Origin of the sequence: Duganella sp., from assembly GCF_039595735.1 — a bacterium.
GTDB lineage: Bacteria > Pseudomonadota > Gammaproteobacteria > Burkholderiales > Burkholderiaceae_D > Rugamonas.
The window spans coordinates 257,539-281,915 of record NZ_JBCNLB010000002.1; the positions used below are offsets into that span (position 1 = coordinate 257,539).

At 62.9% G+C, this 24,377-nt stretch carries 15 protein-coding genes and 1 pseudogene; 11 read left to right on the top strand and 5 right to left on the bottom strand.

Annotation, left to right across the window (positions count from 1 at the left end):
• Positions 1-30: 30 nt before the first annotated feature.
• The 5 genes from ABDW57_RS06220 to ABDW57_RS06240 all read left to right on the top strand — a co-directional run bounded on the left by ABDW57_RS06220 (position 31) and on the right by ABDW57_RS06240 (position 7,170).
• Entirely contained in the window at positions 31-243 is a 213-nt protein-coding gene (locus ABDW57_RS06220) for a hypothetical protein (RefSeq protein WP_343729333.1), read from the top strand.
• On the top strand, positions 240-1,106 hold the full coding sequence (locus tag ABDW57_RS06225; RefSeq protein ID WP_343729334.1) for an alpha/beta hydrolase: 867 nt from the start codon (positions 240-242) through the stop codon (positions 1,104-1,106). The genes ABDW57_RS06220 and ABDW57_RS06225 overlap by 4 nt, the downstream gene beginning before the upstream one ends.
• A 141-nt stretch (positions 1,107-1,247) precedes the next feature.
• Positions 1,248-2,483, top strand: a complete 1,236-nt coding sequence (locus ABDW57_RS06230) for an efflux RND transporter periplasmic adaptor subunit (RefSeq protein ID WP_343729335.1) — start codon at positions 1,248-1,250, stop codon at positions 2,481-2,483.
• A gap of 6 nt (positions 2,484-2,489) precedes the next feature.
• On the top strand, positions 2,490-5,678 hold the full coding sequence (locus ABDW57_RS06235; RefSeq protein WP_343729336.1) for an efflux RND transporter permease subunit: 3,189 nt from the start codon (positions 2,490-2,492) through the stop codon (positions 5,676-5,678).
• Between the two features lies 1 nt (position 5,679).
• Positions 5,680-7,170, top strand: coding sequence for an efflux transporter outer membrane subunit (locus ABDW57_RS06240; RefSeq protein WP_343729337.1), 1,491 nt, complete (start codon positions 5,680-5,682; stop codon positions 7,168-7,170).
• A gap of 137 nt (positions 7,171-7,307) precedes the next feature.
• Here the strand turns inward: ABDW57_RS06240 and ABDW57_RS06245 are convergent, their stop codons facing one another.
• On the bottom strand, positions 7,308-7,652 hold the full coding sequence (locus ABDW57_RS06245) for a hypothetical protein (RefSeq protein ID WP_343729338.1): 345 nt from the start codon (positions 7,650-7,652) through the stop codon (positions 7,308-7,310).
• Between the two features lie 157 nt (positions 7,653-7,809).
• On the opposite strand from ABDW57_RS06245, the gene ligD reads away from it, so the two are divergent.
• Positions 7,810-10,308, top strand: coding sequence for a DNA ligase D (ligD, locus tag ABDW57_RS06250; protein WP_343729339.1), 2,499 nt, complete (start codon positions 7,810-7,812; stop codon positions 10,306-10,308).
• A 70-nt stretch (positions 10,309-10,378) separates the two neighbouring features.
• Here the strand turns inward: ligD and ABDW57_RS06255 are convergent, their stop codons facing one another.
• The gene (locus tag ABDW57_RS06255) at positions 10,379-11,404 is read right to left on the bottom strand and encodes a Ku protein (RefSeq protein ID WP_343729340.1); all 1,026 of its coding nucleotides are present in this window, start codon (positions 11,402-11,404) and stop codon (positions 10,379-10,381) included.
• Between the two features lie 2 nt (positions 11,405-11,406).
• Complete coding sequence (locus ABDW57_RS06260) at positions 11,407-12,399, bottom strand: SDR family oxidoreductase (protein ID WP_343729341.1); 993 nt, start codon at positions 12,397-12,399, stop codon at positions 11,407-11,409.
• A gap of 200 nt (positions 12,400-12,599) precedes the next feature.
• Here ABDW57_RS06260 and ABDW57_RS06265 point away from each other — a divergent pair, with 200 nt between their 5' ends.
• The gene (locus tag ABDW57_RS06265) at positions 12,600-14,087 is read left to right on the top strand and encodes a GGDEF domain-containing protein (RefSeq protein ID WP_343729342.1); all 1,488 of its coding nucleotides are present in this window, start codon (positions 12,600-12,602) and stop codon (positions 14,085-14,087) included.
• Here ABDW57_RS06265 and ABDW57_RS06270 read toward each other — a convergent pair.
• Complete coding sequence (locus ABDW57_RS06270) at positions 14,084-15,220, bottom strand: thiolase family protein (protein ID WP_343729343.1); 1,137 nt, start codon at positions 15,218-15,220, stop codon at positions 14,084-14,086. The two genes, ABDW57_RS06265 and ABDW57_RS06270, sit on opposite strands and share 4 nt — an antisense overlap.
• Before the next feature lie 87 nt (positions 15,221-15,307).
• On the opposite strand from ABDW57_RS06270, the gene ABDW57_RS06275 reads away from it, so the two are divergent.
• The gene (locus ABDW57_RS06275; RefSeq protein WP_343729344.1) at positions 15,308-15,874 is read left to right on the top strand and encodes a TetR/AcrR family transcriptional regulator; all 567 of its coding nucleotides are present in this window, start codon (positions 15,308-15,310) and stop codon (positions 15,872-15,874) included.
• A 117-nt stretch (positions 15,875-15,991) separates the two neighbouring features.
• Entirely contained in the window at positions 15,992-18,379 is a 2,388-nt protein-coding gene (locus ABDW57_RS06280; protein ID WP_343729345.1) for a glycoside hydrolase family 95 protein, read from the top strand.
• Positions 18,380-18,549: 170 nt separating this feature from the next.
• Here the strand turns inward: ABDW57_RS06280 and ABDW57_RS06285 are convergent.
• Positions 18,550-19,578: pseudogene (locus ABDW57_RS06285) on the bottom strand (IS256 family transposase); the annotation flags it as partial.
• Positions 19,579-20,079: 501 nt separating this feature from the next.
• Between ABDW57_RS06285 and sulP the strand changes: the two are divergent.
• Entirely contained in the window at positions 20,080-21,726 is a 1,647-nt protein-coding gene (gene sulP, locus ABDW57_RS06290) for a sulfate permease (RefSeq protein WP_343729346.1), read from the top strand.
• An 86-nt stretch (positions 21,727-21,812) separates the two neighbouring features.
• Positions 21,813-24,374: an ATP-binding protein gene (locus ABDW57_RS06295; RefSeq protein WP_343729347.1), complete on the top strand. Its 2,562-nt coding sequence runs from the start codon at positions 21,813-21,815 to the stop codon at positions 24,372-24,374.
• Positions 24,375-24,377 lie beyond the last annotated feature (3 nt).

A 24,377-nucleotide genomic window follows, 5' to 3' on the forward strand; every position in this document is an offset into this window, starting at 1 on the left:
AAGCAAAAGACGAAGAAAGGAGGACTTATCATGAAATATCGGGATGCAATTTTCGCAACGATGACACTGGCGCTGACGTCGGTGGCACTGGCAGGCGTGGTATATACCGATGCCTATTCCCACACCGCGCAGGTCGAAGTTCACGGCGTGCGTGCCCTCACCCTGGTGGCCAGCGGCGACGCGGCGGTCTGCGATCCTGCTACCATGTTGTCCTCCAACGAATCGGGCACGGTGCAACAATGAACAATCCAGTAGAGAAGCTGCCGACTTTGTCGGACCAACTGAAAGTCCGCAGCCTTGAGGTCAAGGGCGCGGAAGGTCCGCTGGCGGCGCGTCTCTACACCAGTGGCGACGTGGGCGTGAAGCGCGATGCGCTGCTGGTCTTCTTCCACGCCGGCGGCTTTGTCGGCGGCGATCTGGAGGATGCGGATATCTTCCTGCGCCATTTGGCAGACGACAGTCCGCATGTCGCCGTGTTAGCCTCTGCCTATACCCTGGCAACCGAAAAGCCTTTCCCGGCGGCGGTGGAAGATGCGCATGCGGTGCTGGTATGGGCCAAGAAGAATAAGACCAAGTTGGGCTGGACCGGCAAGCAGCTGCTGGTGGCAGGGATTGAAGCGGGCGCCAATCTGGCAGCCGTCTGCGCGCTGATGTCACGCGACCGCGGCGGCCCGGCGCTGACGGGGCAGATCCTCATCATGCCGATGCTGGACCCGGGCCTGACCACCTGCTCGATGCGCGAAATGCAGACGGCGCCGGAGTTGCTGGACGTGGCGGACGCCTGTGCGAAAGCCTACCGCGGCTACCTGCCGAATGCTGCCGACCGCACCCACCCGTACGCGTCGCCGCTGCAGTCGAGCCGTTTGAAAAACCTGCCGCAGGCCTTGATCCTGTCGACTGAAGATGACCCGCTGCGCGACGAAGCGGAACAATATGGCGCCAAGCTGATCTCGTGCGGCGTTAAGACCACTGTCCGGCGTATGCAGCCGGCGCCCCTGAATGATGTGGGGGCACGTAACGAATGCGCCTGTCGATGTCAGGCGCTGGGTGAGATCGCCGGTTTTATCGCCGGCCTGGAACGGTCCGAGACGCCGCCAGCCGCATAGGATCCCCCTAACCCTTAGCAGTAAAGAGTCACGTCCCCACTGGCTTGCCGGCGGGGCGCTAGTGCCGTGTTTTCTCGATTTCGTTGAGACCGCCCGGTGCCGCCTTTTCTATTAATTATTTTCATACAAAAAGGATTTTAAATGAAAAACATTAAATCAATGACCGCTGTAGCCCGGCCGCTGGCCGCCGCTATGGCGCTGGCGGGCCTGGCCGCAATTGCACTGTCCGGCTGTGGCGAAGCCACCGGCAAGGCAGCAGAAGCACCGGCAGGTGCGGGCGGTCCTCCGATTTCGGCTGCAGCCGTGGTCGAGAAAAGCATCATCGAAACGCAGGAGTTCTCCGGCCGTCTGGAAGCCATCGAACAAGTGCAGATCCGTCCGCGCGTGAGCGGCTTCATCACCGCCATCAACTTCAAGCCTGGCTCGCAGGTGAAGAAGGGCGACGTGCTGTTCGTGATCGATCCGCGTCCATACCAGGCGGAAGCCAACCGCGCTGAAGCGGCCGCCAACTCGGCGCGCGCCAAGGCCGACCTGGCCAAGGTGGAGCTGGTGCGTTCGGAAAAACTGCTGGCCGATAAAGCCATCGCCCAGCGTGAATATGACGCTTCGGCATCGAGCTACAAGCAGCTGGACGCCGACGCCCGCGCCGCGCAAGCCCAGTACGAAGCGGCCAAGCTGAATCTGAGCTACACGCAAGTGACCTCGCCCATCAACGGTCGCGTGTCGAAAGCGGAAATCACCCTGGGTAATCTGGTGGATGCATCGGCGGTGCTGACTTCCGTCGTGTCGCTGGATCAGATCTACGCCTCGTTCGACGGCGACGAAGACACCTATCTGCGCGTTGGCGCCGCTGCCCACCAGGGCAAGCCAGCCACCGTGAAGATCGGCCTGGCCAACGAAACCGGCTTCCCGCATGAAGGCAAGCTGGAATTCGTCGACAACCAGCTGGACGTGCGCAGCGGCTCGGTGCGCATGCGCGCCACCCTGGCCAATACCGATGGCGCACTGGTGCCAGGCCTGTTCGCCCGCGTGCAGCTGGCCGGCAGCACCGGCGCCAAGCAAGCCATCCTGATCAACGAACGCGCCGTCAACACGGACCAGAACCGCAAGTTCGTGTTCGTGGTCGACAAGGACAACAAGGCTGAATACCGTCCGGTCACGCTGGGCCAGCAAATCGATGGCCTGCGCGTGGTGCGTGAAGGTCTGAAACCGGGCGAGAAGATCGTCGTCAACGGCCTGCAACGCGTGAAGCCAGGTTCGCCGCTGACCCCGACCGTGGTGCCGATGGATTCCGATCCGCTGGCAGCCAACGTGGCCAAGAAAGAAGAGAAAGTCGCTGCAGTTGATACCAAAAAGACTGGCACTAGCAAGGAATAATTAAAAATGAATATCTCTCGATTTTTCGTCGACAAGCCGATCTTCGCGGCGGTGCTGTCGATCGTTATCTTCGTCGCCGGCTTGATATCCATCTTCAAGCTGCCGATCTCGGAGTACCCGGACGTGGTGCCGCCGTCGGTGGTGGTGCGCGCGCAGTACCCGGGCGCGAATCCGAAGATCATCGCGGAAACCGTGGCCGCGCCGCTTGAGGAACAGATCAACGGCGTCGAGAACATGCTGTACATGTCCTCGCAAAACACCTCGGACGGCGCGCTGGCGCTGACCGTCACCTTCAAGATCGGCACTAACGTCGAGCAGGCCGAAACGCAAGTGCAGAACCGCGTCCAGCGCGCGCTGCCACGCCTGCCGGAAGAAGTGCGTCAGATTGGCGTGACGACCGTCAAATCGTCGCCTAACCTGACCATGGTGGTCCACCTGAATTCGCCGAACGGCCGTTACGACGACCTGTATCTGCGCAATTACGCGGTGCTGAACATCAAGGATCAGCTGGCACGCCTGCCTGGCATGGGCGAGGTGCAGCTGTTTGGTTCGGGCGACTACGCCATGCGCGTCTGGCTCGATCCGCAGAAAGTGGCGCAGCGCGGCCTGACCGCTGGGGACGTGGTGAACGCCATCCGCGAACAGAACGTGCAAGTGGCAGCCGGTGTGATCGGCCAGGGCCCGAGCAAGAACGCCGACTTCCAGCTGACCGTGAACACGCAAGGCCGTCTGCAGTCGGAAGAAGAATTCGGCAACATCATCCTGAAGACCAACAGCGACGGCGCGGTCACGCTGCTGAAGGACGTGGCTCGCCTGGAGATGGGCTCGAACTCCTACGCTCTGCGTTCGCTGTTGAACAACAAATCGGCAGTGGCGATCCCTATTTTCGAAGCACCGAACGCCAACGCGCTGCAACTGTCGGCTGACGTGCGCTCGACCATGGCTCGCCTGTCGAAAGATTTCCCGGAAGGCGTCGAATACAGCATTGTGTACGACCCGACCCAATTCGTGCGTGAATCGATCCGTTCCGTGATCCACACCCTGGTCGAGGCAATCATCCTGGTGGCACTGGTGGTGATCGTATTCCTGCAAACCTGGCGCGCATCGGTGATTCCGCTGCTGGCTGTTCCGGTCTCGGTGGTGGGTACTTTCGCCGTGATGCTGGCCTTTGGCTTCTCGATCAACACCTTGTCGCTGTTCGGCCTTGTGCTGGCCATCGGTATCGTGGTGGACGATGCGATCGTGGTGGTGGAAAACGTCGAGCGTAATATTCACGACGGCCTGAATCCACGCGACGCAACCATCCAGGCGATGAAAGAGGTGAGCGGTCCGATTATCGCGATTGCGCTGGTGCTGTGCGCCGTGTTCGTGCCGATCGCTTTCGTCTCCGGTCTGTCCGGCCAGTTCTACAAGCAGTTCGCGCTGACCATCGCGATTTCGACCGTGATCTCGGCATTCAGCTCGCTGACCCTGGCGCCTGCGCTGGCCGCGGCGCTGCTGAAACCGCACGATGCGCCGAAAGATGCGCTGACCCGCGGCATGGACAAGGTGTTTGGCGGCTTCTTCGGCTGGTTCAACCGCTTCTTCAACCGTGCTTCGCACAGCTATGAAACCGGCGTGACCGGCGTGTTGAAACGCAAAGGCTCGTCGCTGATCGTGTACGCCGTGCTGGCGGTTGCGGCAGGCTTCATGTTCAAGGTGGTGCCACCGGGCTTCGTGCCGGCGCAGGACAAGCAGTACCTGATCGGCTTCGCCCAGCTGCCTGACGCAGCCTCGCTGGACCGTACCGATGCCGTGATCCGCAAGATGTCGGACATCGCCAAGGAAATCCCTGGCGTGGAGAACTCGATCTCGTTCCCCGGCCTGTCGATTAACGGTTTCACCAACGCGCCTAATGCAGGTATCGTGTTCACTGGCCTGAAGCCATTCGACCAGCGTACCAAGCCTAGCGAGTCGGCAGAAGCGATTGCCGCTGAAATCAACAAGCGCATGGGTTCCATCGAAGGCGCGTTTGTGATGGTGCTGCCGCCACCGCCAGTCAATGGCCTGGGCACCACCGGCGGCTTCAAGCTGATGATTGAGGACCGCGACAACCTCGGTTACGACGCGCTGTACAAAGCTGTGCAAGCGGTGCAGATGAAAGCATGGCAAAACCCGAAACTGGCCGGCGTGTTCTCCAGCTACCAGATCAACGTGCCGCAGCTGTTTGCTGATATCGACCGCGCCAAGGCCAAGCAACTGGGCGTGCCGCTGAATACGATCTATCAGACCTTGCAGATCAATCTGGGCTCGCTGTATGTGAACGACTTCAATCAGTTTGGCCGTACCTATCAGGTGCGGGTGCAGGCTGACCAGCAGTTCCGCTCGCATGCGGAAGACATCGCTCAGCTGAAAGTCCGCAACGACAAGGGCGAGATGATTCCGCTGTCCTCGCTGATGCGCGTCAAAGACAGCTATGGCCCGGATCGCGTACAGCGTTACAACGCCTACGTGGCTGCTGAAATCAACGGCGCACCGGCTCCTGGCGTGTCGTCGGGCGAAGCGCAGGCCGAGATGACCAAGATCGTCAACGAAGTTCTGCCGAAAGGCATCGGCTACGAATGGACTGAGCTGGTGTATCAGGACATCCTGTCGGGTAACACCATGATTTATGTGTTCCCACTGTGCGTGCTGCTGGTGTTCCTGGTGCTGGCTGCGCAGTATGAAAGCTGGACCCTGCCGCTGGCGGTGATCCTGATCGTGCCGATGTCGATCCTGTGCGCGCTGATTGGCGTGAAACTGACCCACGGCGACAACAACGTGTTCACCCAGATTGCGCTGTTCGTGCTGGTTGGCCTGGCGTCGAAGAATGCGATTCTGATCGTGGAGTTTGCACGGGAGCTGGAACACCATGGCCGTTCGATCGTGGAAGCCGCGCTGGAAGCATGCCGTCTGCGTCTGCGTCCGATTCTGATGACGTCGATCGCATTCATCATGGGCGTGCTGCCGCTGGTGTTCTCGCACGGTGCGGGTTCGGAAATGCGTCATGCGATGGGTGTGGCGGTGTTTGCCGGCATGCTGGGCGTGACCTTCTTCGGCCTGTTCCTGACGCCGGTGTTCTACGTCCTGCTGCGTACCCTGGCTGTGCGTCTGGAGAAGAATAAACACGCCGTGGCGGCGGATGCCGCTCCGGCCAAACTGGAAGGGACTCACTAACATGAACAAGCTGCATATGATCGCAAAAGGCGTTGCGCCCATCCTGGCTGCCTTGCTGATGACCGCGTGCGCCGCACCGGAATTCAAGCAGCCAGCGATCGAAGTGCCGACCGCCTTCAAGGAGTCGCAGGCGCCGGCGGAGGTCAAGACCGCCGCCGACGGCAGCACCTGGAAACAGGCGCAACCTGCCGAAGCGCAGCCGCGCGGCGAGTGGTGGCTGGCTTTCAATGATCCGGCCCTGAATGAGCTGATCAACGAAGCCACGCGCGCCAACGCCAACCTGGCCGTGGCTGCGGCCCGCGTCAAGCAGGCGCGCGCCATTGCCGGCATCGCGGAAGCGGACCGCATCCCGCAGGTCGGCGTGAATGCCGGTGCGCAGCGTCTGCGCCAGTCGCCGACGGAGGCCGGCCTGCCGGCCGGTACGCCGGTCGATCCGGCCAAGGTGTTCAACGCCAGCCTGACGGCCAGCTACGAGGTTGACCTGTTCGGTCGCGTATCGTCGAATGTGGCGGCAGCGCGTGGCGACGCCGCTTCGGTGGAAGCCAACTACCGCTCGGTGTTGCTGGCGGTGCAGGCCGATGTGGCGCAGACTTACTTCCGTCTTCGTTCCACCGACGCCGAGCTGGAAACGCTGAACCGCACGGTGCAGACGCGTGAAGAAAACGTCAAGGTCAACCAGCGCCGTTTCGACCTGGGCGACATTGGCGAGTTCGATCTGTCGCGTGCCAAGACCGAACTGGCGACGGCGCGGGCCGAAGCCATTGGCCTGCAGCGTCAACGCGTGACCACCGAGCATGCGCTGGCGGTCCTGCTGGGCAAGCCAGCGGCCAGCTACACGGCCGGTAACAGCCCGCTGCTGGATGGCACGCTGCTGCCGGTGATTCCTGCCGGTCTGCCTTCGACCCTGCTGGAGCGTCGCCCGGATGTCGCCGCCGCACAGCGCGCGATGGAAGCGGCCAATGCCCGCATCGGCGTGGCGCGGTCGGCCATGTTCCCATCGCTGGTGCTTAACGCGAATGCGGGCGGCGTCTCGGGTAACACGGTGGCGGATGTGTTCAAGTGGAGCAGCCGTTCGTGGTTGCTGGGTGCTGCTCTGTCGATGCCGTTGATCGATGGTGGCCGCAACCGCGCCAACATCACGCGCAGCGAAGCGGCGCTGGAGGAATCGGTCGGCACGTATCGTCAGAGTGTGCTGACGGCGTTCGCGGAAGTCGAAGACAACCTGGCGGGCCTGCGCATCCTGGCTGGCCAGACGGCGCAGATTGAAGACGCCGTGGTGTCGGCACGCCGTTCGGCGGACCTGGCGCAGAAGCTGTACACGGCCGGCCGCTCCAGCTATCTGGATCTGCTGGATGCGCAGCGCAACCTGGCGACGGTGGAGCGCAATGCGGTGCAGTTGCGCGGCAATCGTGCCATCACGACGGTGGCGTTGATCCGCGCGCTGGGCGGTGGTTGGGGCGATGCCCCGCCAACGACGCTGGCGCAGAAGTAACGCAAAGCGGACCGTGAGGTCCGCTTTTTTTTCGTCACTCCGGCGTACGCCGGAGTCCATGGAAGGCATGCGCTATGTCAGCTCGTGCGTTCCATGGACCGCAGCGGCGCACCGTCCGCGTGCGCCGGATGACATAGTTACTTGGTCACGACTGGGGCAGGGGTGGTTTCTGCTTTTTCGGCCTTGGCATGCGCTTTGGCTTTGGCTTTGGTGGCCTTGGCATGAGCGTCGGCCTTGTCGGCTTTTTCTTCGGCCTTGGCGACGGCGACGTCTTTCTTGGCGTCGGCTTCTACCTTGGCAGTCTTGGCTTCTGCCTTGATTTCGGCTTTGGTTTCTTTGGCTTCGGCTTTGGCGGCTGCCTTGGTTTCCTTGGCTTCGGCTTTGGCTGCGGCCGGGGTGGCTGGAGTGGCAGGGGCTGGAGTCTGTGCGAATGCTGCGGTAGCGAACAGGCCGGCGATCAGGGTAGCGATTACTTTAGTCATGATTCAATCCTTTAGTTTTCAGGTTTCGGGCCCGGGACAATTCCCGCGTCTCTGAGCAAAAAACGCCGCCTGAAATCGTATCGTTGACGGTCTTTACAATCGCTTACATGTTCGTTATCGCACGGTGTGCGCGCTGAATCGGGCATAGGCTGAGCGCATGAAAGGCTCGCTCAAAACCTATAAGGCCAAACGCAACTTCGCCATCACGCCGGAACCGGCGGAAGGGGGGGAGGAAGGCGTTGGTGCGCTGACGTTCGTCATCCAGAAGCATTGGGCGACGCGCCTGCACTACGATTTCCGCCTGGAGCTGGACGGCGTCATGATGAGCTGGGCCGTGCCCAAAGGGCCGAGCTACGACACGCATGACAAGCGCATGGCGGTGCATGTTGAGGACCATCCGATTTCGTACAACGATTTCGAAGGCACGATCCCGCCCAGGCAATACGGCGCCGGCAAGGTGATCATCTGGGATAAGGGCACATGGAAGCCGCTCGATGATCCACACAAGGCGCTCAAGGCCGGCAATCTGAAATTTGAAATGTACGGCCACAAGATGCACGGCCGCTGGGTGCTGGTGCGGATGAAGGGGAAGGGCGAGAAGCAGGAGCCGTGGCTGCTGATCAAGGAGCACGATGAGTACGTGCGCTCCGCTGAGGAATTCAGTGTGGTGGACGAGATGCCAGACAGCGTGAAAGCGCTGCCGATGCCCGCCGCTGCGCACCACACGACCGCGGCCACGGAGCCGTCGGCCGCCAACGCCGCGGCATTGGCGCGCGCCGCGCCGAAGGCGGCGATGCCCGAGACGCTGTCGCCGCAACTGGCCACCTTGGTCGATGCACCGCCGGCGTCGGCGGAGGACTGGCTGTTCGAGGTCAAGTTCGATGGCTACCGACTGCTGGCCCGCGTGGACGGCAAGGACATCCGCCTGATTACCCGCAATGGCAACGACTGGACCCACAAGCTGCAACCGCTGCGTGCCGAACTGGCGCGCCTCAAGCTGCCCTCGGGTTGGTACGATGGCGAAATCGTGGTCCATGATGAAAGCGGCCGCCCCGACTTCGGCTTGCTGCAAAACGCCTTCGACGAAGACCATCCCGGCGACATCGTCTACTTCCTGTTCGACATGCCATTTCATAACGGCCGCGATTTGCGCGATCTGCCGCTGGAGGACCGCCGCGCTATCTTGCAAGACATCATGGCCAAGCGTGAAACCGACAACGTCCGTTTCAGCGCCGCGTTGAGCGCACCGCCGCAGGATATGATCGCCGCCGCCTGCCAGATGGGCCTTGAAGGCATCATCGGCAAGCGCAAGGACTCGCGCTACACCGCGCGCCGCACCGGCACCTGGATCAAACTCAAATGCGGCCAGCGCCAGGAATTCGTCATTGGCGGCTACACCGACCCGCAAGGCTCGCGCAGCGGCTTCGGCTCTCTGCTGCTGGGCACCTACGACCAGGACGGCAAACTGCAATACGCCGGCAACGTCGGCAGCGGCTTCAACGCCACCTCGCTGCAGGACCTGAAAGCGAAAATGGACAAGCTCCACGCCGATAAAAGCCCGTTCGCCCCCAGCCGCGACATCGACAAAAAAGCCCACTGGCTCAAACCCACACTGGTGGCAGAAATCAGCTTCAGCGAATGGACCCATTCCGGCTCGATCCGCCACGCCGTGTTCCAGGGCCTGCGCAAAGACAAGCGCGCCGCAGGGATCACACGCGAAACGCCAGTTCACATCAAAGAGGAGCAACCCGCCATGCAATCCGCGCTCGCCTCCATGAAGATTACCAATCCAGACCGCGTCATCGACAAACAAAGCGGCGCCACCAAGATTGCGCTGATACGCTACTACGCCCTGGTGGCCGACCTGATGATCCCGCACCTCAAGGGCCGCCCGGTATCGCTGGTGCGCGCGCCGGAAGGCGTGGGCGGTGAACTGTTCTTCCAGAAGCACGCTGAAATCAGCCGCATGCCTGGCGTGAAGCAGTTCAAGCAGTCGCTCGATCCGGATCACCCGCCGATGCTGGAAGTGCCGACTGAAGAAGCCTTGCTGTCAGCCGCGCAGATGAACGTGGTCGAGCTGCACACGCAAAACGCCAACGGCAGCAGCTACGAAAAACCCAACCGCATGATCTTCGACCTCGACCCCGGCAAGAATGTCAGCTGGGACCAGGTCAAGGAAGCGGCCCACCTGATGCGCGCCTTCCTCACCGGGCTTGAACTGCCGGCCTTCCTCAAGACCAGCGGCGGCAAGGGGTTGCACGTGGTGGTGCCCATCAAGCCTGGTTACGGTTGGGACGACGTGAAGTCCTTCTCGCAAGCGATTGTTGCCCACATGGCGCAAACCATTCCGGATCGCTTTGTGGTGAAAAGCGGCCCGCGCAACCGCGTCGGCAAAATCTTCATCGATTATTTGCGCAATGGACGCGGCGCCACCACCGTCAGCGCATGGTCGGCGCGCACGCGGCCTGGCCTGGGCATCTCCGTACCGATTACGTGGGATGAGCTGGATGGCTTGCAGAGCGCGGACCAATGGAACGTCACCAACGTCCACGACCGTCTCGACGTCGGCAACGCACCATGGGACGATTACGCCAAATCCGCCAAGGGTCTGGCGCCGGCAATGAAGCTGATGAAGTTCAAGCCAGGACAGGGCTAAGCGGGGGAGGGGGGAACGCCGCAGGACAGCGCGGCCTCACCGCCCCGGCGGGCTGGCCGCGCTCCGCTCATCACGCGGCTTTGCGGCTGGTGGCGGGTTTGCGTTTGGCTGCGGTGGCGTGGCTCGCGGTCTTTGCGGTGGACTTGGTACTGCTCTTGGCGCGCGAGGTCGACGTGCTGCGGCGCGTGGTGCTGCCGGACTTGCTGCTGCGCGCCTTCGGCTTGGCTTCTTCCTCTTCTTCGTCCTCCTCTTCCTCAACGGGCGCAGGCCGCGACTTGGCTGCCGCACCCTTGCCGCCGCGCTTGCCCAGACTATCCTGCAGCAGCGCCACCAGATCAACCACATTGGAGGCTTTCGGCGCAGCCGTTTCCTTGTCCGGCGCCGTGATGGTCTTGGTCTGGCCGGCCTTGATTTTCTTCTTCACCATGGCCATCACGTCTTCCTTGTAGGTGTCGTGATACTGCTCCGGATTCCATTCCTCGCTCATGCCGTCCACCAGCGACAGCGCCATTTGCAGCTCCTTGTCGCTGATGCCGGCGGCCTTCATGGTGGCTGGCGGCAGCTTGAGCTCCTCGGCGCTGCGGATCTCGGTCGCGTAGCGCAGGGTGTTGAGCACGATCTTGTCTTCCACGCACACCAGCGCGCACAGATGCTGCTTGGTGCGCATCACCACCGTGGCGATGCCGATCTTGCCGGCCTTGCGCAAGGTCTCACGCAGCAGCGCATACACTTTGCCGCCGCCCTTGGCCGGCGCCAGGTAGTAGGGCGTTTCATAATAGGTGAGCGGTACATCGGCCGCCTCCACGAACGCCACGATATCGATGGTCTGCGTCGCCTCCACATTGGCGCGCTTCAGATCCTCGTCGGACAGCACCACGTACTCGTTATCCTCGTATTCGTAGCCCTTGACGATATCGTCCCACGTCACCTCCTTGCCGGTTTTCTTGTTATAGCGCTTGTAGCCGACCGGCGAGAAGTCACGCCGGTCCAGCATGGTCAGATCCAGGTCGTGCTCCTGCACGGCCGTGTACATCTCGACCGGAATATAGACCAGGCCAAAGCTGATCGCTCCTTTCCACAAAGCGCGCGCGGCCATGACTAGCCTCCCACCGAACCGGTAATCGGCAGCACAATGCCGGAGATGTAGCTGGAGCAGCACGGCGCGGCCAGGAACACATAGGCCGGCGACAGTTCCTGCGGTTGGGCAGGGCGCTTCATGTCGGTGTCCGCACCGAACTTGGCGATCTTTTCCGGTGTGGCGTCGGCCGGATTCAGCGGCGTCCACACCGGGCCTGGCGCCACCGCGTTCACGCGGATGCCCTGCTCCAGCAGGTTGGAAGCCAGCGATTTGGTGAATGCGTGGATCGCGCCCTTGGTGGTGGAGTAGTCCAGCAAATGGCTGGAGCCTTCCAGCCCCGTGACCGAGCCGGTATTGATGATCGAGGCGCCGCGCTTCAGATAGGGCAGCACCGCCTTGGCCATGTGGAAGTAGCCGTAGACGTTGGTCTTCATGGTCAGGTCAAAGCGGTCCTCGGTCAGGTCGGTCAGTTTTTCCGCATGCTCCTGAAACGCCGCGTTGTTGACCAATATGTCCAACCGGCCAAAGCGCTCGTGTGCCTGCTGCGCTGCGTCGCGGCAGAACGAAGGATCCCGCACATCGCCGCGGAGCAGCAAACAGGTCTGGCCTTCGGCCTCGACATAACGCTTGGTGTCTTCAGCATCCTGATCTTCCTCCAGGTAGACGATGGCGATGTCCGCGCCTTCGCGCGCATACAGCACCGCCACCGCGCGGCCGATGCCCGAGTCGCCGCCGGTGATCAGCGCCGCCATGCCGGCCAGCTTGCCGCTGCCGACGTAATCGGGCGCCAGGAATTCGGGCTTTTGCTGCATGTCGGCTTCCAGCCCCGGTTTTTCAAGGTGCTGGGATGGCATCGGCGTGCCGGGATATTGGTGGTCCGTGGTCTGGACGGGTTCCTTGCTCTTGCTCTCGCTGCCGCCCTGGCTTTGCCGGTCCGCCTGGTCCTGGCGCTGCTGAATTTCGCGCTGCAAGCTTGCCGAGCCTGGATCAGCCTTGTTTTCCGAATTTGCCATGGTGTCCTCCTTGATGTCGAAGGAACAGTATGGCGCGGGCTGCCGGCCGGACCGTGCGCTTACTCACACAGACAAGCCATCACCGGCAAAAAAAAATGATCTTTAATGCAAAAAATATTGCTAATTATGAACTTTATGGCACACTATCAGACGAGACAGTTTTAAAACCTAAAATAGAACCAAAGCAGGGGAGTATCATCATGGCGGACGTTTTCACCCGATCGAGCAGCACGGGCGTATTTTTTAACCCAAGCGGCGAGCGCCGCGCGGAATTCCAGTCCTGCTGCGCAGAGATGTTCAGCCAGCTGGTGCTGTGCGACAGCGTGGATGCCGCCGGCGTCGCGCTGGTCAAGCGCGAGACCGATCTGCTGATCCTGGACCTGAACGGTTTCGACCACCTGAATGAACTGACTGGCGTCGGTGCGCTGATCCGCAGCCGGGCCGGCGCTCCCATCCTGCTGCTGTGCGCCTATGAGCACAGCGCCTGGCTGCCCGAGTTGATGGCCTATGGCACCTTCGATTACCGCATTTGCCCGGTGCTCAACGACGAGCTGCAACAGGCCGTGCGGCAGGCGCTGGCCGTGCCGGCCGATGCGGCGGCGGCCATGCAGCAGGAGCTGCTGGACAAGGAAAAAGAGCTGCGCGACCTGCTGGGCGTGCAGCGCAGCCTGCAGCGCGCCTTGGGCGGCATCGACACCATCGCCACCATGGCCTCGCAGATCTGCCTGGCCCTGTGTAATTTCCCTGGCGTGCGCCATACCTCGCTGCTGCACATGAAAGGACGCGGCGACCTGCAATTGGTGGCGCAGGAAGCGCGCAACCACCTGGATCTGGGACGTTTGCTCCAGCGGCGCGACCGCCTGCTGCAATCGCCGCTGCGCGATGTGTTCCCGCCGCTGATGGCGGTCTCGCGCGGCGAAATGGTGCTGCTGGATGCGCCGGAAAAAGCCGGCGATCCGGAACTGGCGATGCAGCTGCATGACCGTAATGTGCGCATGGTGCTGGCGCTGCCGCTGCGCGCGGAACCGGGTGGCCCCGAGATGGGCGCCATCTGCCTGATGTTCGACCGCCACATCACCTTCTCGCGTGAGCAGTTTGCCTGCTTCGCCAGCCTGGCGCAGTTTGTCAGCTTCGGCCTTGGCATGAGCGAATTGAAGCACGAGAACGACGCCCTGTCCGGCCAGCTGTCGCAGATGAGCACCGTCGACGCGCTCACCGGCGCCGCCAATCGCCGCGCCGGCGAGGATACGCTGGACAATGAAATCCGCCGCGCGCGCCGCTATGGCCTGCCGCTGTCGGTGCTGACGTTCGACGTAGGCAGCTTCCGCTCCGCAAACGATTTATACGGTTCCACCGTGGGCGATCTGGCCCTGCAAAAAATCGCGGAAACGGTGATGGGCCGCCTGCGCACCTCGGACACGCTGGCGCGCATGCGCGGCGAGGAATTCCTGATCGTCGCCACCCACACCACGGCGGACGACGCGCTGCGGCTGGCGGAAAAACTGCGCGTCGCCATCACCGAGGCTGACCTGCCGGGCGCCGGCTTTGGCGCCACCGTCAGCATCAGCCTGGGCGTGACGCAGGTGAACGCCGACGAAGGCAGCGCCACAGTGCTGGACCGTCTCGACACAGCGCTGCACCGCGCCAAGCGCGCGGGCCGCAATTGCATCGAGCTGGCGACGGTTTAAATCTTTTCCAGGATGGTCGCGATACCCTGGCCACCGCCGATGCATTGGGCGGCCAGCGCGTAGCGGCCGCCGGTGCGCTTGAGCAGCGCGGCCGCCTTGCCGGTGATGCGCGCGCCGGTGGCGCCCAGCGGGTGGCCGATGGCCATGCCGCCGCCGTCGATATTGAGCACTTCCGTCTTGATTCCCAGCTCGCGCACGCAGGCCAGCGCCTGCGAGGCAAAGGCTTCGTTAATCTCCGCCACGTCGATATCTTCCGCCTTCAGGCCGGCCAGCTTGAGGGCTTTTTGCGTGGCCGGTATCGGGCCGACGCCCATCAGCGCCGGATCGCAGCCTACCGCCGCCATCGAGACGATGCGCGCGCTCGGCTCCAGCCCATGCTTGCGGGCGAATTCCTCGGTGGTCACCAGCACCACCGATGCGCCATCGGTCAGCGGCGACGAGGTGCCGGCCGTGACCACGCCGTGTTCAGGATCGAAGACCGGCTTCAACGACGCCAGCGCCTCCAGCGTGGTGCCGGGGCGGATGCAGCCGTCTTCCGTGATCACGTCGCCGTTGGCGGTGGTGATGGGGACGATTTCGTCTTTCAGCAGACCGGCCGCGCGCGCCGCGGCGGCCTTCTGGTGCGACTGCAGCGCCAGCTCTTCCTGGTCGGCGCGCGACACCTCGTACTTGCGGGCGACGTTTTCGGCGGTGTCGCCCATGCTGATGTAGGTGTCGGTGTCCGCCAGCAGCTGCGGGTGCGGAGAGAAGTTAAAGCCGCCTTGCGGCACCATCGTCATCGACTCGACGCCGACGCACAGATAAGCCTCGCCCAGGCCGGCCTCGATATTGGCGGCGGCGATGTGCACCGCCGACATCGACGAACCGCAGAAGCGGTTGATGGTCATGGCGCTGACTTCATGCGGGAACCCGGCCAGCAGCGAGACGATGCGCGCCAGATTGTTGCCCTGCGCGGATTCAGGGTAGGCGCAGCCGAGAATCACGTCGTCCAGCCGGCGCGGATCGATGCCGGTGCGTTCGATCAGGCCTTTTACCACCTGCGCGCCGAGATCGTCGGGGCGCACCTCGGCCAGCTTGCCTTTGCGGGCGAAATGAAAGGGCGAACGCGCGTAGGCGCTGATAACTGCTTTCATGATGGGTTACCTTTAATGATGGTCATAATGTTTGATATATTACGCTCGTAATATATAATGTCAATACGGTTGAAGTAGGAGGCGAATATGAAAGTCAGCAGGGAACAAGTAGCGCTCAACCGCGAGCGCATCGTGGAAACGGCCGCGCGGCTGTTCCGCGAGAAGGGCTATGACGGCATCGGCGTGGCCGATCTGATGAAGGGCGCTGGCCTGACGCACGGCGGTTTCTATGGCCATTTCGAGTCCAAGGAAGACTTGCTGGCCGAAGCGGCCGCGCATGCGCTGAAAAAATCGGTGGCGCGCTGGGAAGGCTATCTGGCCGAGGACCGTGCGACTGCGCTGGACAAGATCGGCGACGGTTACCTGACCAAACAGCATCGCGATCATCCGGAGAAGGGATGCTCGGTGACGGCGCTGGGCGCCGACATTGCCCGTCTCGGCCCCAAAGCACGCCATGCGGTGACTGAAGGCGCCACCGGTCAGATGGCGGTGCTGCAGCAGTTGATGCCAGGCGCGGACGACGCCGAGAAACGCAAGCAGGCCCTGGCCACCTACGCGGCCATGGTTGGCGCCATCGTGCTGTCGCGCGCGGTCGATGACGAGGCCTTGTCGGTCGAGGTGCTGCAGGCGGTGCGCGACTCGCTGCCGGGCTGACTGCACAATATCGTCGGCGGCTTGGTTAATTTCGTAATTGAGATGTTGGCCTGACCCGCTCACAATGGACGCATGGAGACGACACGACGCAGTTTTATGATATCGGCGGGACTGGCGATGGCCTTTCCCGGTTTGGCCCGCGCCGCCGTTCAAGCCACCACGCGCGGCCAGCAGGAGAGCCTGTCGCTGTGGTACGAGCAGGCCGCCGGCCCATGGGTGGAGGCGCTGCCGGTCGGGAACGGCCGGCTTGGCGCCATGAGCTTCGGGCGCATCGCCCAGGAGCGCATCCAACTGAATGAGGACACGCTGTTTGCCGGCGGTCCGTATGATCCGAATAACCCGAAGTCCGCCGCCGCGCTGCCGCAGGTGCGGGCGCTGATCGATGCCGGCAAGTTCAAGGACGCGGCTGATCTGATCTCCTCGTCCATGATGGGCGTGCCGGCGACGCAAATGCCTTACGGCGCGGCCGGCGATCTGCTGCTGGACTTCCAGGGACTGTCGGCCGGCACGGCTTACCGCCGCTGGCTCGACCTCGATACCGCCATCAGCTCCACGCGCTTCAACAACGGCGCCACCCAGTTCAAACGTGAAGTCTTCGCCAGTGCGCCGGACCAGGTGATCGTGATACGGCTGACCGCCAGCGGCGGCGTGATGAACTTTGACCTGGGCTATCGTCATCCTGTCGAAGTGCAGTACGGCGCCACCGATTACAACGGCAGCGGAACGGCCAAGTCGGCGTCGGTTACGCCCTGGGATTATCGCGAATCTCTGCGCGCCGCAGAGCGGCCGTCGTCGCTGTCGATCCGTGCCGATGGCGCCGACGCCTTGCTGATCGAAGGCCGCAACGTGGCTGCCGCCGGCATTCCAGCGGCCCTGCGCTACGCGGTGCGCGTGCAGGCGCTGGGCGATGGCACCATCACGCCGCGTGAAGACCGGATCGAAGTGCGCGGCGCCACCACCATCACGCTGCTGGTGGCCGCCGCCACCAGCTACGTCAACTACGCCGACGTCAGCGGCGATCCGGTGAAGACCGTGCGTGCGCAAACCGCCGCCGCTGCCGCCAAGCCGTACGCGCGCCTGCGCAGCAGCCATGTACATGCGCACCAGATGCTGTTCCGTCGCTTGTCCTTGCGGCTTGGCTCCGGCGCGGCCGATCCGCGTCCGACCAACCAGCGCATCGCGGTGGCCGAGCAGCAGCCGGATGCTGGTCTGGCGGCGCTGTACGTGCAGTATGGCCGCTATCTGCTGCTGTCGTCGTCACGTCCCGGCAGCCAGCCGTCCAACTTGCAGGGCTTGTGGAACGAAGGCACCAATCCGCCATGGGGCAGCAAGTACACCATCAACATCAATACCGAGATGAATTACTGGCCGGCGCAATCGGCCAATCTGCGCGAATGCGTGGAGCCCTTGCTGCGTATGGTGGAAGACCTGAGCTTGACCGGCGCCATCGCCGCCCGCAAAGGCTACGGCGCGCGCGGCTGGATGGCGCATCACAACACCGACTTGTGGCGCGCGGCTGCGCCGATTGATGGCCCGCTGTGGGGCATGTGGCCATGCGGCGGCGCGTGGCTGTGCCAGGCCCTGTGGGATCACTATGAATACAACCTGGACGAAGGCTGGCTGCGCCGCATCTATCCGCTGCTGAAAGGCGCGTCGCTGTTCTTCATCGACACGCTGGTGGAAGATCCGCAGGGCAGGGGATTGGTGACTTCGCCGTCCATCTCGCCGGAGAACCAGCATCACGATGGTGTGGCCACGTGCGCCGGTCCGGCCATGGACCGCCAGATCATTCGCGACCTGTTCAGCTGGACCTTGCAGGCGCACGCACTGCTGAAAGAAAGCGACGCCGCCTTTGCGGCCGAACTGACAGCCAAACGCGCGCGCCTGCCGGTCGATCGCGTCGGTGCGCAAGGCCAGTTGCAGGAATGGCTGGAGGACTGGGACGCCGGCGCGCCGGAGCAGCAGCACCGCCACGTCTCGCACCTGTACGGCATCTACCCGAGCGAACAAATCAACGTGCGCGACACGCCGGAACTGATCGCCGCCGCAAAAAACACGCTCAACACGCGCGGCGACAAATCCACCGGCTGGGCCACCGCCTGGCGCCTGGCTTTGTGGACGCGCATGGGCGAGGGCGAGCGCGCCTACGCTATCCTGCAAGGGCTACTTGGCCCGGAGCGCACCTACCCGAACATGTTCGACGCTCATCCGCCGTTCCAAATCGACGGCAACTTCGGCGGCACGGCGGCGATCCTGGAAATGCTGGTGCAATCGTGGGGAGGCGAAATCCGCCTGCTGGCGGCCTTGCCGAAAGCCTGGCCGGAAGGTTCCGTGCACGGCGTCCGCGCCCGCGGCGGCGTTGAACTGGATCTCGATTGGTCGGAGGGACGCCTGAAACAACTCCAGGTGCGTGGCAAGCCCCACCAGAAACTCAAGATCCGTCAGGGCGATCGCCTCACCGAAGTCACCCTCGACGCCAAAGGCCGCGCCACGATGCGGGGCTAAATGATGTACTGAGAGCGCGATCGGAAATGATTATAGCGATTGCGCTCTCAGCTTCTTCTGACGCGCGACTCTCAGTCCGATTCTTCCACGGCCCGTCCGCTGCCTTAATTAGAGTTAACGCCCCGCTTCCTCTCCATGCAACGCCGCTACTCTGTCCGTGAGATTTCGCCGTTGGTGCGCCTTTTGACTTCGGCGTTCAAGCGCTCCAAGGGATTGGTGCTGTGGATTTGTGTTCGGTGCGCGCGCGGAAAACTCATGAAGGTCAGCACCTCGCTTTCGGCATCGTCCATCATGGCGGCCAGTTTGGGGAACTTAGCGCGCAACTGGTCGGCCACGATGCGCCACTGACTAGCGGCCGCTTCCGCCGTTTCCTGCACAAAGATCGTGTTGATCATTGCCAGTACCGCCTGACGCTGCCCCTTTCCGACATGGGCCAAAGCGTTGCGGATGAAGTGGACGCGGCAGCGCTGCCAACTGGTCTTTAAAACCTTGCTGGCAGCTGCCTTAAGCCCTTCATGGGCATCTGAAATGACCAGCTTCACGCCATGCAGGCCGCGGCGGGTCAGACTGCGCAGGAAATTGGTCCAGAAAGTTTCGGCCTCGGATGCGCCAGTGGCAACGCCAAGAATCTCGCACACACCGTCAGTGTTAACGGCAACGGCGATTATTACTGCTACGGACACGACGCGCCCACCTTCGCGGGATTTGACGTAGGTGGCATCGATCCAGAGGTAAGGCCAGTCGCCCTCGATGGGGCGCTCCAGGAAAGCGTGAACCCGCTCGTCAATCTCCTCGCACAGTCGTGAAACCTGGCTTTAGACACGCCGCTCATGCCCATGGCCTTAACCGGCTCATCGACCGAGCGGGTGGAGATTCCCTGGATATAAGCTTCCTGGATCACGGCCGTGAGGGCCTTCTCGGCGGTACGGCGCGGCTCCAGGAAGCTTGGGTAATAGGTACCGCTGCGTAACTTGGGAATCTTCAGTCTACCTTGCCGGCCCGCGTCTCGTACGCTCGGTCGCGGTAGCCATTGCGGCTGTTGATACGCTCATCAGTGCGCTCGCCGTAAGCGGCCCGGCAGAGCGCCTCGGCATCCATCTCCATGAGGCGCTGCAGGGCATGCTGCAGGGTCTGGCGAATGAAATCTGCGTCTGCCCCTTTTCGGCAAGCTCAGAAAATGCGATAGTGGTGGTGGTCATTGTGGCTTCCTATTGGTTGAGTTGAGTCTTCGCAAACCCAAATTTACCTTAAGAATCACAATGACCGCCCCTTCAGGCAGCCTTCCTAAACGCCCGTTCCGGCGCAGTCTTCATACACCACTCCGCGGGACACCATCGTGTGTTCAGTTCCGTGCGATCATATCCCTCGTCGTAGCTGGTTTTATTGCAGGTTTTGCAGATAATTTCGTTGTCGAAAAATTATTTGGCGGCTGGCAGCCCAACCACTGCGTGAAGTCCAGGCTTGCCCCGTTCGTTGACGGTCGTTGAGACGAGTCATTAATAATAAAGCCGTCTTTCTGTATCAAGCAAATTGACCGGCGGCGTCGGCGCGTAACCAGCCTGTCGCGTTTGCGCGCTATTGCGCCCGAGTCTGAGCTGACTCAGGCAAAGCTCGGACCTGGCTTATGAGTTTTTCGCATTAGCTAATTTGAAATTCTCATTTGATGTAAACTGTCGGCATTTTCTGTATCTGGAACGACAATGCTGCAATGGTTGAAGCTTTACCGGCGTGATCAGCTGCCCGGCGATATCAGCGCCGGGCTGGTGGTGGCGATGATGATGATCCCGCAGGGTATGGCGTATGCCATGGTGGCGGGGTTGTCGCCGGTAGTCGGCATCTACGCCAGCATCATGCCGCCCATCGTGTATGCGCTGTTCGGCAGCAGCATGACGCAGTCGGTTGGCCCTATGGCCATCATTTCGCTCATGACCGCCGCCGTGATCGGGCCAATGGCGCCGGCCGGTTCCGCGTTGGCTGGCGTGCTGGCGGCGCAGCTGGCGCTAGTGGCCGGCGCCGTCCTGCTGCTGTGCGGCCTGCTGCGCATGGGCTTCCTCGCCAATTTCTTCTCGCGCCCGGTGATGAGCGGCTTCACGGTCGGTTCGGCCATCGTCATCGCTTTCGATCAGGTGCATACGCTGCTTGGCGCCGAACTGCCGCATTGGCACGCGCCCAGCGCCGCGCTGGGCGTCGGCGCGTTGCTGCTGCTGGTGCTGGCGCGTTTCTATCTGGCCGCGCTGCTCAGGCGCTGCGGCCTGCCGCCCGTCGCCGCCGATATTGGCGCCAAGCTCGCGCCGATGGCAGTGGTCCTGGGCGGCATCGCGCTGATGGCCACCACCGGCCTGGCCGAGATGGGGGTGCGCACCACCGGCGCCATTCCCGCTGGCCTGCCGCATCTGAATCTTGCTTCATCCAGCCAGCATTGGCGCGCGCTGCTGCAACCGGGGCTGCTGATCGGCTTCATCGTGTTCCTGATGTCGATGTCCGGCGCGCAGGCGCTGGCGCTCAAGCGCAATGAGAAATTGGTCAGCAATCATGAGCTGATCGGCCTGGGCGCGGCCAACGTGGCCAGCGCGCTGTCCGGCGGTTTTCCGGTGACGGGCAGCCTGTCGCGCTCCGCCGTCAACTTCGCGGCCGGCGCCAATACGCCGCTGGCCAGCCTGATTACTGCGGTGCTGCTGGCGTGCGCGCTGATGGCGCCAACCGGCTGGCTGGCCTTGCTGCCGCTGCCGGTGCTGGCCGCCACCATCATCGTGGCTGTGTTGGGCATGCTGGAGCTGGGCATCCTGCGCACCGCCTGGGAATACGACCGCGGCGACGCGCTGGCCTGGGGCGCGACCTGCCTCGGGGTGCTGGTGCTGGGTGTGGAAGCGGGGGTGATCATCGGCGTGGCGCTGTCGATGGGGACCCTGATCTGGCGCGCCAGCCGGCCGCATATCGCGGTGCTCGGCCGCATCGCCAACAGTGAGCATTTCCGCAATATCGAACGCTATCCGGCCGAGACCCAGCCGGAACTGCTGGTGCTGCGCATCGACGCCAATCTGTTCTTCGGCAATGTGGAAGCGGTGAGCGAGCGCATCGAATGCGAACTGGCCACCCACCAGAGCGCACGCCATCTGGTGCTGGTGATGACGGCGGTCAGTTCGATCGATACCACCGCGCTGATGGCGTTGTCGGAATTGAATCAGAGCCTGAAGCGGCGCGGTATCGGGCTGCATCTGGCGGAAGTCAAAGGGCCGGTGATGGACCGGCTGCGCAATAGCACGCTGCTGCAGGAGCTGAACGGCAAGCTGTTCCTCAGCACAGCCAACGCCTGGGATCAGTTACATTCCGCCAAGGATGTTGCTTGAGCGCAAATTCCCATGGACTTCATATCAGTTTGAACCTATGATCTAAGTCGTAACAACGCAGATTAACCCCAAAGAATGGTTTTCCGATGTTGGTCCGACTCGCCCGCCGCTTAGGAAAGGTATCGATCGCTGTATTCGTCAGCGTGACGCTGACCGCCGTGGTGACGTTGGTGCTGACCACTTTTGCGCTGTATTTCTATCAGGTGGAGCGCGCCCAGCGCTGGGAGCAGTTGCACAAGACGCTGGCCAACAGCGCCGATGAACTGGCCGCCGCAGTGGCGCTGCCGGCCTGGAATTTCGACGAAACCCAGATCATCACCATCATGAAGAGCGGGTTGAGCAACCGTGACCTGTATGCCAGCGCGGTGGCGCCGGCGGCCAGCACCAAGCCCTTCATCCTGACCCGCAACGAGCAGGCACAATTGGTGCCGAGCGAGCGTTTCCCGTCCGATCCTGCCTTGTTGTCGGAGCAGCGCCCCATCGTGGCGGGCGGCCAGAATATCGGCACCATCACCGTGTACGCTTCGCCGGCGGTGCTGATCGAGCAGCTGCGCCAGCGCCTGTACACCATCGCCGGCCTGATTTTCGTGCTGGATGTGACGCTGGTGCTCAGTCTGTACCTGCTGCTGTGGCAGCTGATCCTCAAGCCGCTGACCAATATCGAACGCTATGCGGCCAGCGTCAAGGCTGGCCTGAATCCGGGCGCCTCGCCGCCGCGCGACTGGTATACCGGCGAACTGAAAACGCTGAACGCCTCGATCCGCGAGATGGTACGCCTGATGGAAAGCCGTTACGTGGCCATGCACGCCAGCGAGGAGCGGTTGCAGATCGCGTCCAGCGCCGCCGCCATCGGCATCTGGGACTGGAATATCGTCACCGACGAGATGGTGTGGGATGAGCAGATGTACCGTTTGCACGGACTGGAAGGCCGCACGCTGGAAAAGCCGTTCGACACCTGGCGCAAGATGGTGCATCCGGACGACGCCATTCCCACCGAGATGCTGCTGCAGCAGGCGCTGGACGGCACCGCCGAATTCGACGTCGAGTTCCGCCTGATCTGGCCGGACGGCTCGCTGCATTACCTGAAGGCGGACGCCATGGTGTTCCGCGATGCCGAAGGTCATCCGATGCGCATGGTGGGCGTGAATTACGACGTCACCGCCAGCCGCACGGCCGAAGCGGAACTGCGCCGTCACCGCATTCATCTGGAGGAACTGGTGGCCGAGCGCACCAACGCGCTGTCGGTGGCGGTGCGCCAGGCGCAGGCCGCCAACCGCGCCAAGAGTACCTTCCTGGCCAACATGAGCCACGAGCTGCGCACGCCGCTCAACTCCGTGATCGGCTTCTCGCGCCTGATGGCCGACTCCAAGAACATGCTTCCGGAAGAGAAGCGCAACCTCGCCATCATCCACCGCTCTGGCCAGCACCTGCTCACGCTGATTAACGACATTCTGGAACTGTCCAAGATCGAGGCCGGGCGCGCGGTGCTGCAAACCGAAGTGGTCAACCTCAACGACATGCTGCAGGAAGTGATGGACATGGTCAGCATGCGCGCCGGCCAGACCGGCGTGGAGCTGGAGCTGGACAGCGTTGGCCTGCCAGCCAGCGCGCGCGTGGACGGCACCAAGCTGCGCCAGGTTTTATTGAATCTGATGTCCAACGCGGTGAAATTTACGGCGCAGGGCAAGGTGACGCTGCGCGTGCGCGGCAGCGCGCGCAATGGCGACTGCGAGCTGACGTTTGCGGTGATCGACAACGGCCCCGGCATCGCGCAGGAAGACCAGGCCCGCATCTTTGAACCGTTTATCCAGGCCGACGGGCCGGGCGCGAAGGAGGGGACCGGCCTGGGCCTGACCATCTCGCGCGAATTCGTCCAGCTGATGGGCGGCGCTCTGGCGCTGCAGTCGACGCTGGGCGCCGGCGCCACGTTCCACTTCACGGTGACGGTGCAGGTGACCGACGAAGCGCCGGCCGCGAGCGAGGAGGAGGTCAGCGCGCTGGAGCCGCAGCAGCGCCGCCGCATTCTGGTGGCCGATGACAACGCCGACGGCTGCACGCTGCTGGAAAGCCTGCTGAAGCCACTCGGCTTTGATGTGGCGGCGGTGGGAGATGGCGCGCAGGCGCTGGCCATGGTGGACGTGTGGCAGCCGCATCTCGTGTTCATGGACTGGCGCATGCCGGCGCTGGATGGCCTGAGCGCCACCCGCCGCATCCGCGCCAACAAGGAGGGGCCGCAACCGCGCATCGTGATGCTGACCGCCTCCGCCTTTGCGGAGGAACGCGAAGAGGCGCTGAGCGCCGGCGCCGATGAGTTCATGCGCAAGCCGGTCGAGCAGGAGCAGTTGTATGCGGTGCTGGAGCAGCAGCTGGGGGTGCACTTCGTGCGCCGCCATCAAGGCATGCGGCCGGTGGCGCCGGCGCCGCTGGCGCGCGAAGACCTGCAGCGCCTCGACCCGGCCTTGCGCGACGACTTGAAAACCGCCCTGCAGGAACTGAACCTGTCGCGCGTGAATGCGCTGCTGGCGCCTTTGCCGCCCGAGCTGGCAGAGGTAGTGGCGCGCATCCAGCACATGATCCAGCTGCACCAGTACCCACAGCTATGCGCCCTGCTGGACGAAGCGGGTAATGAATTGGAGTCCCCAGCATGAGGG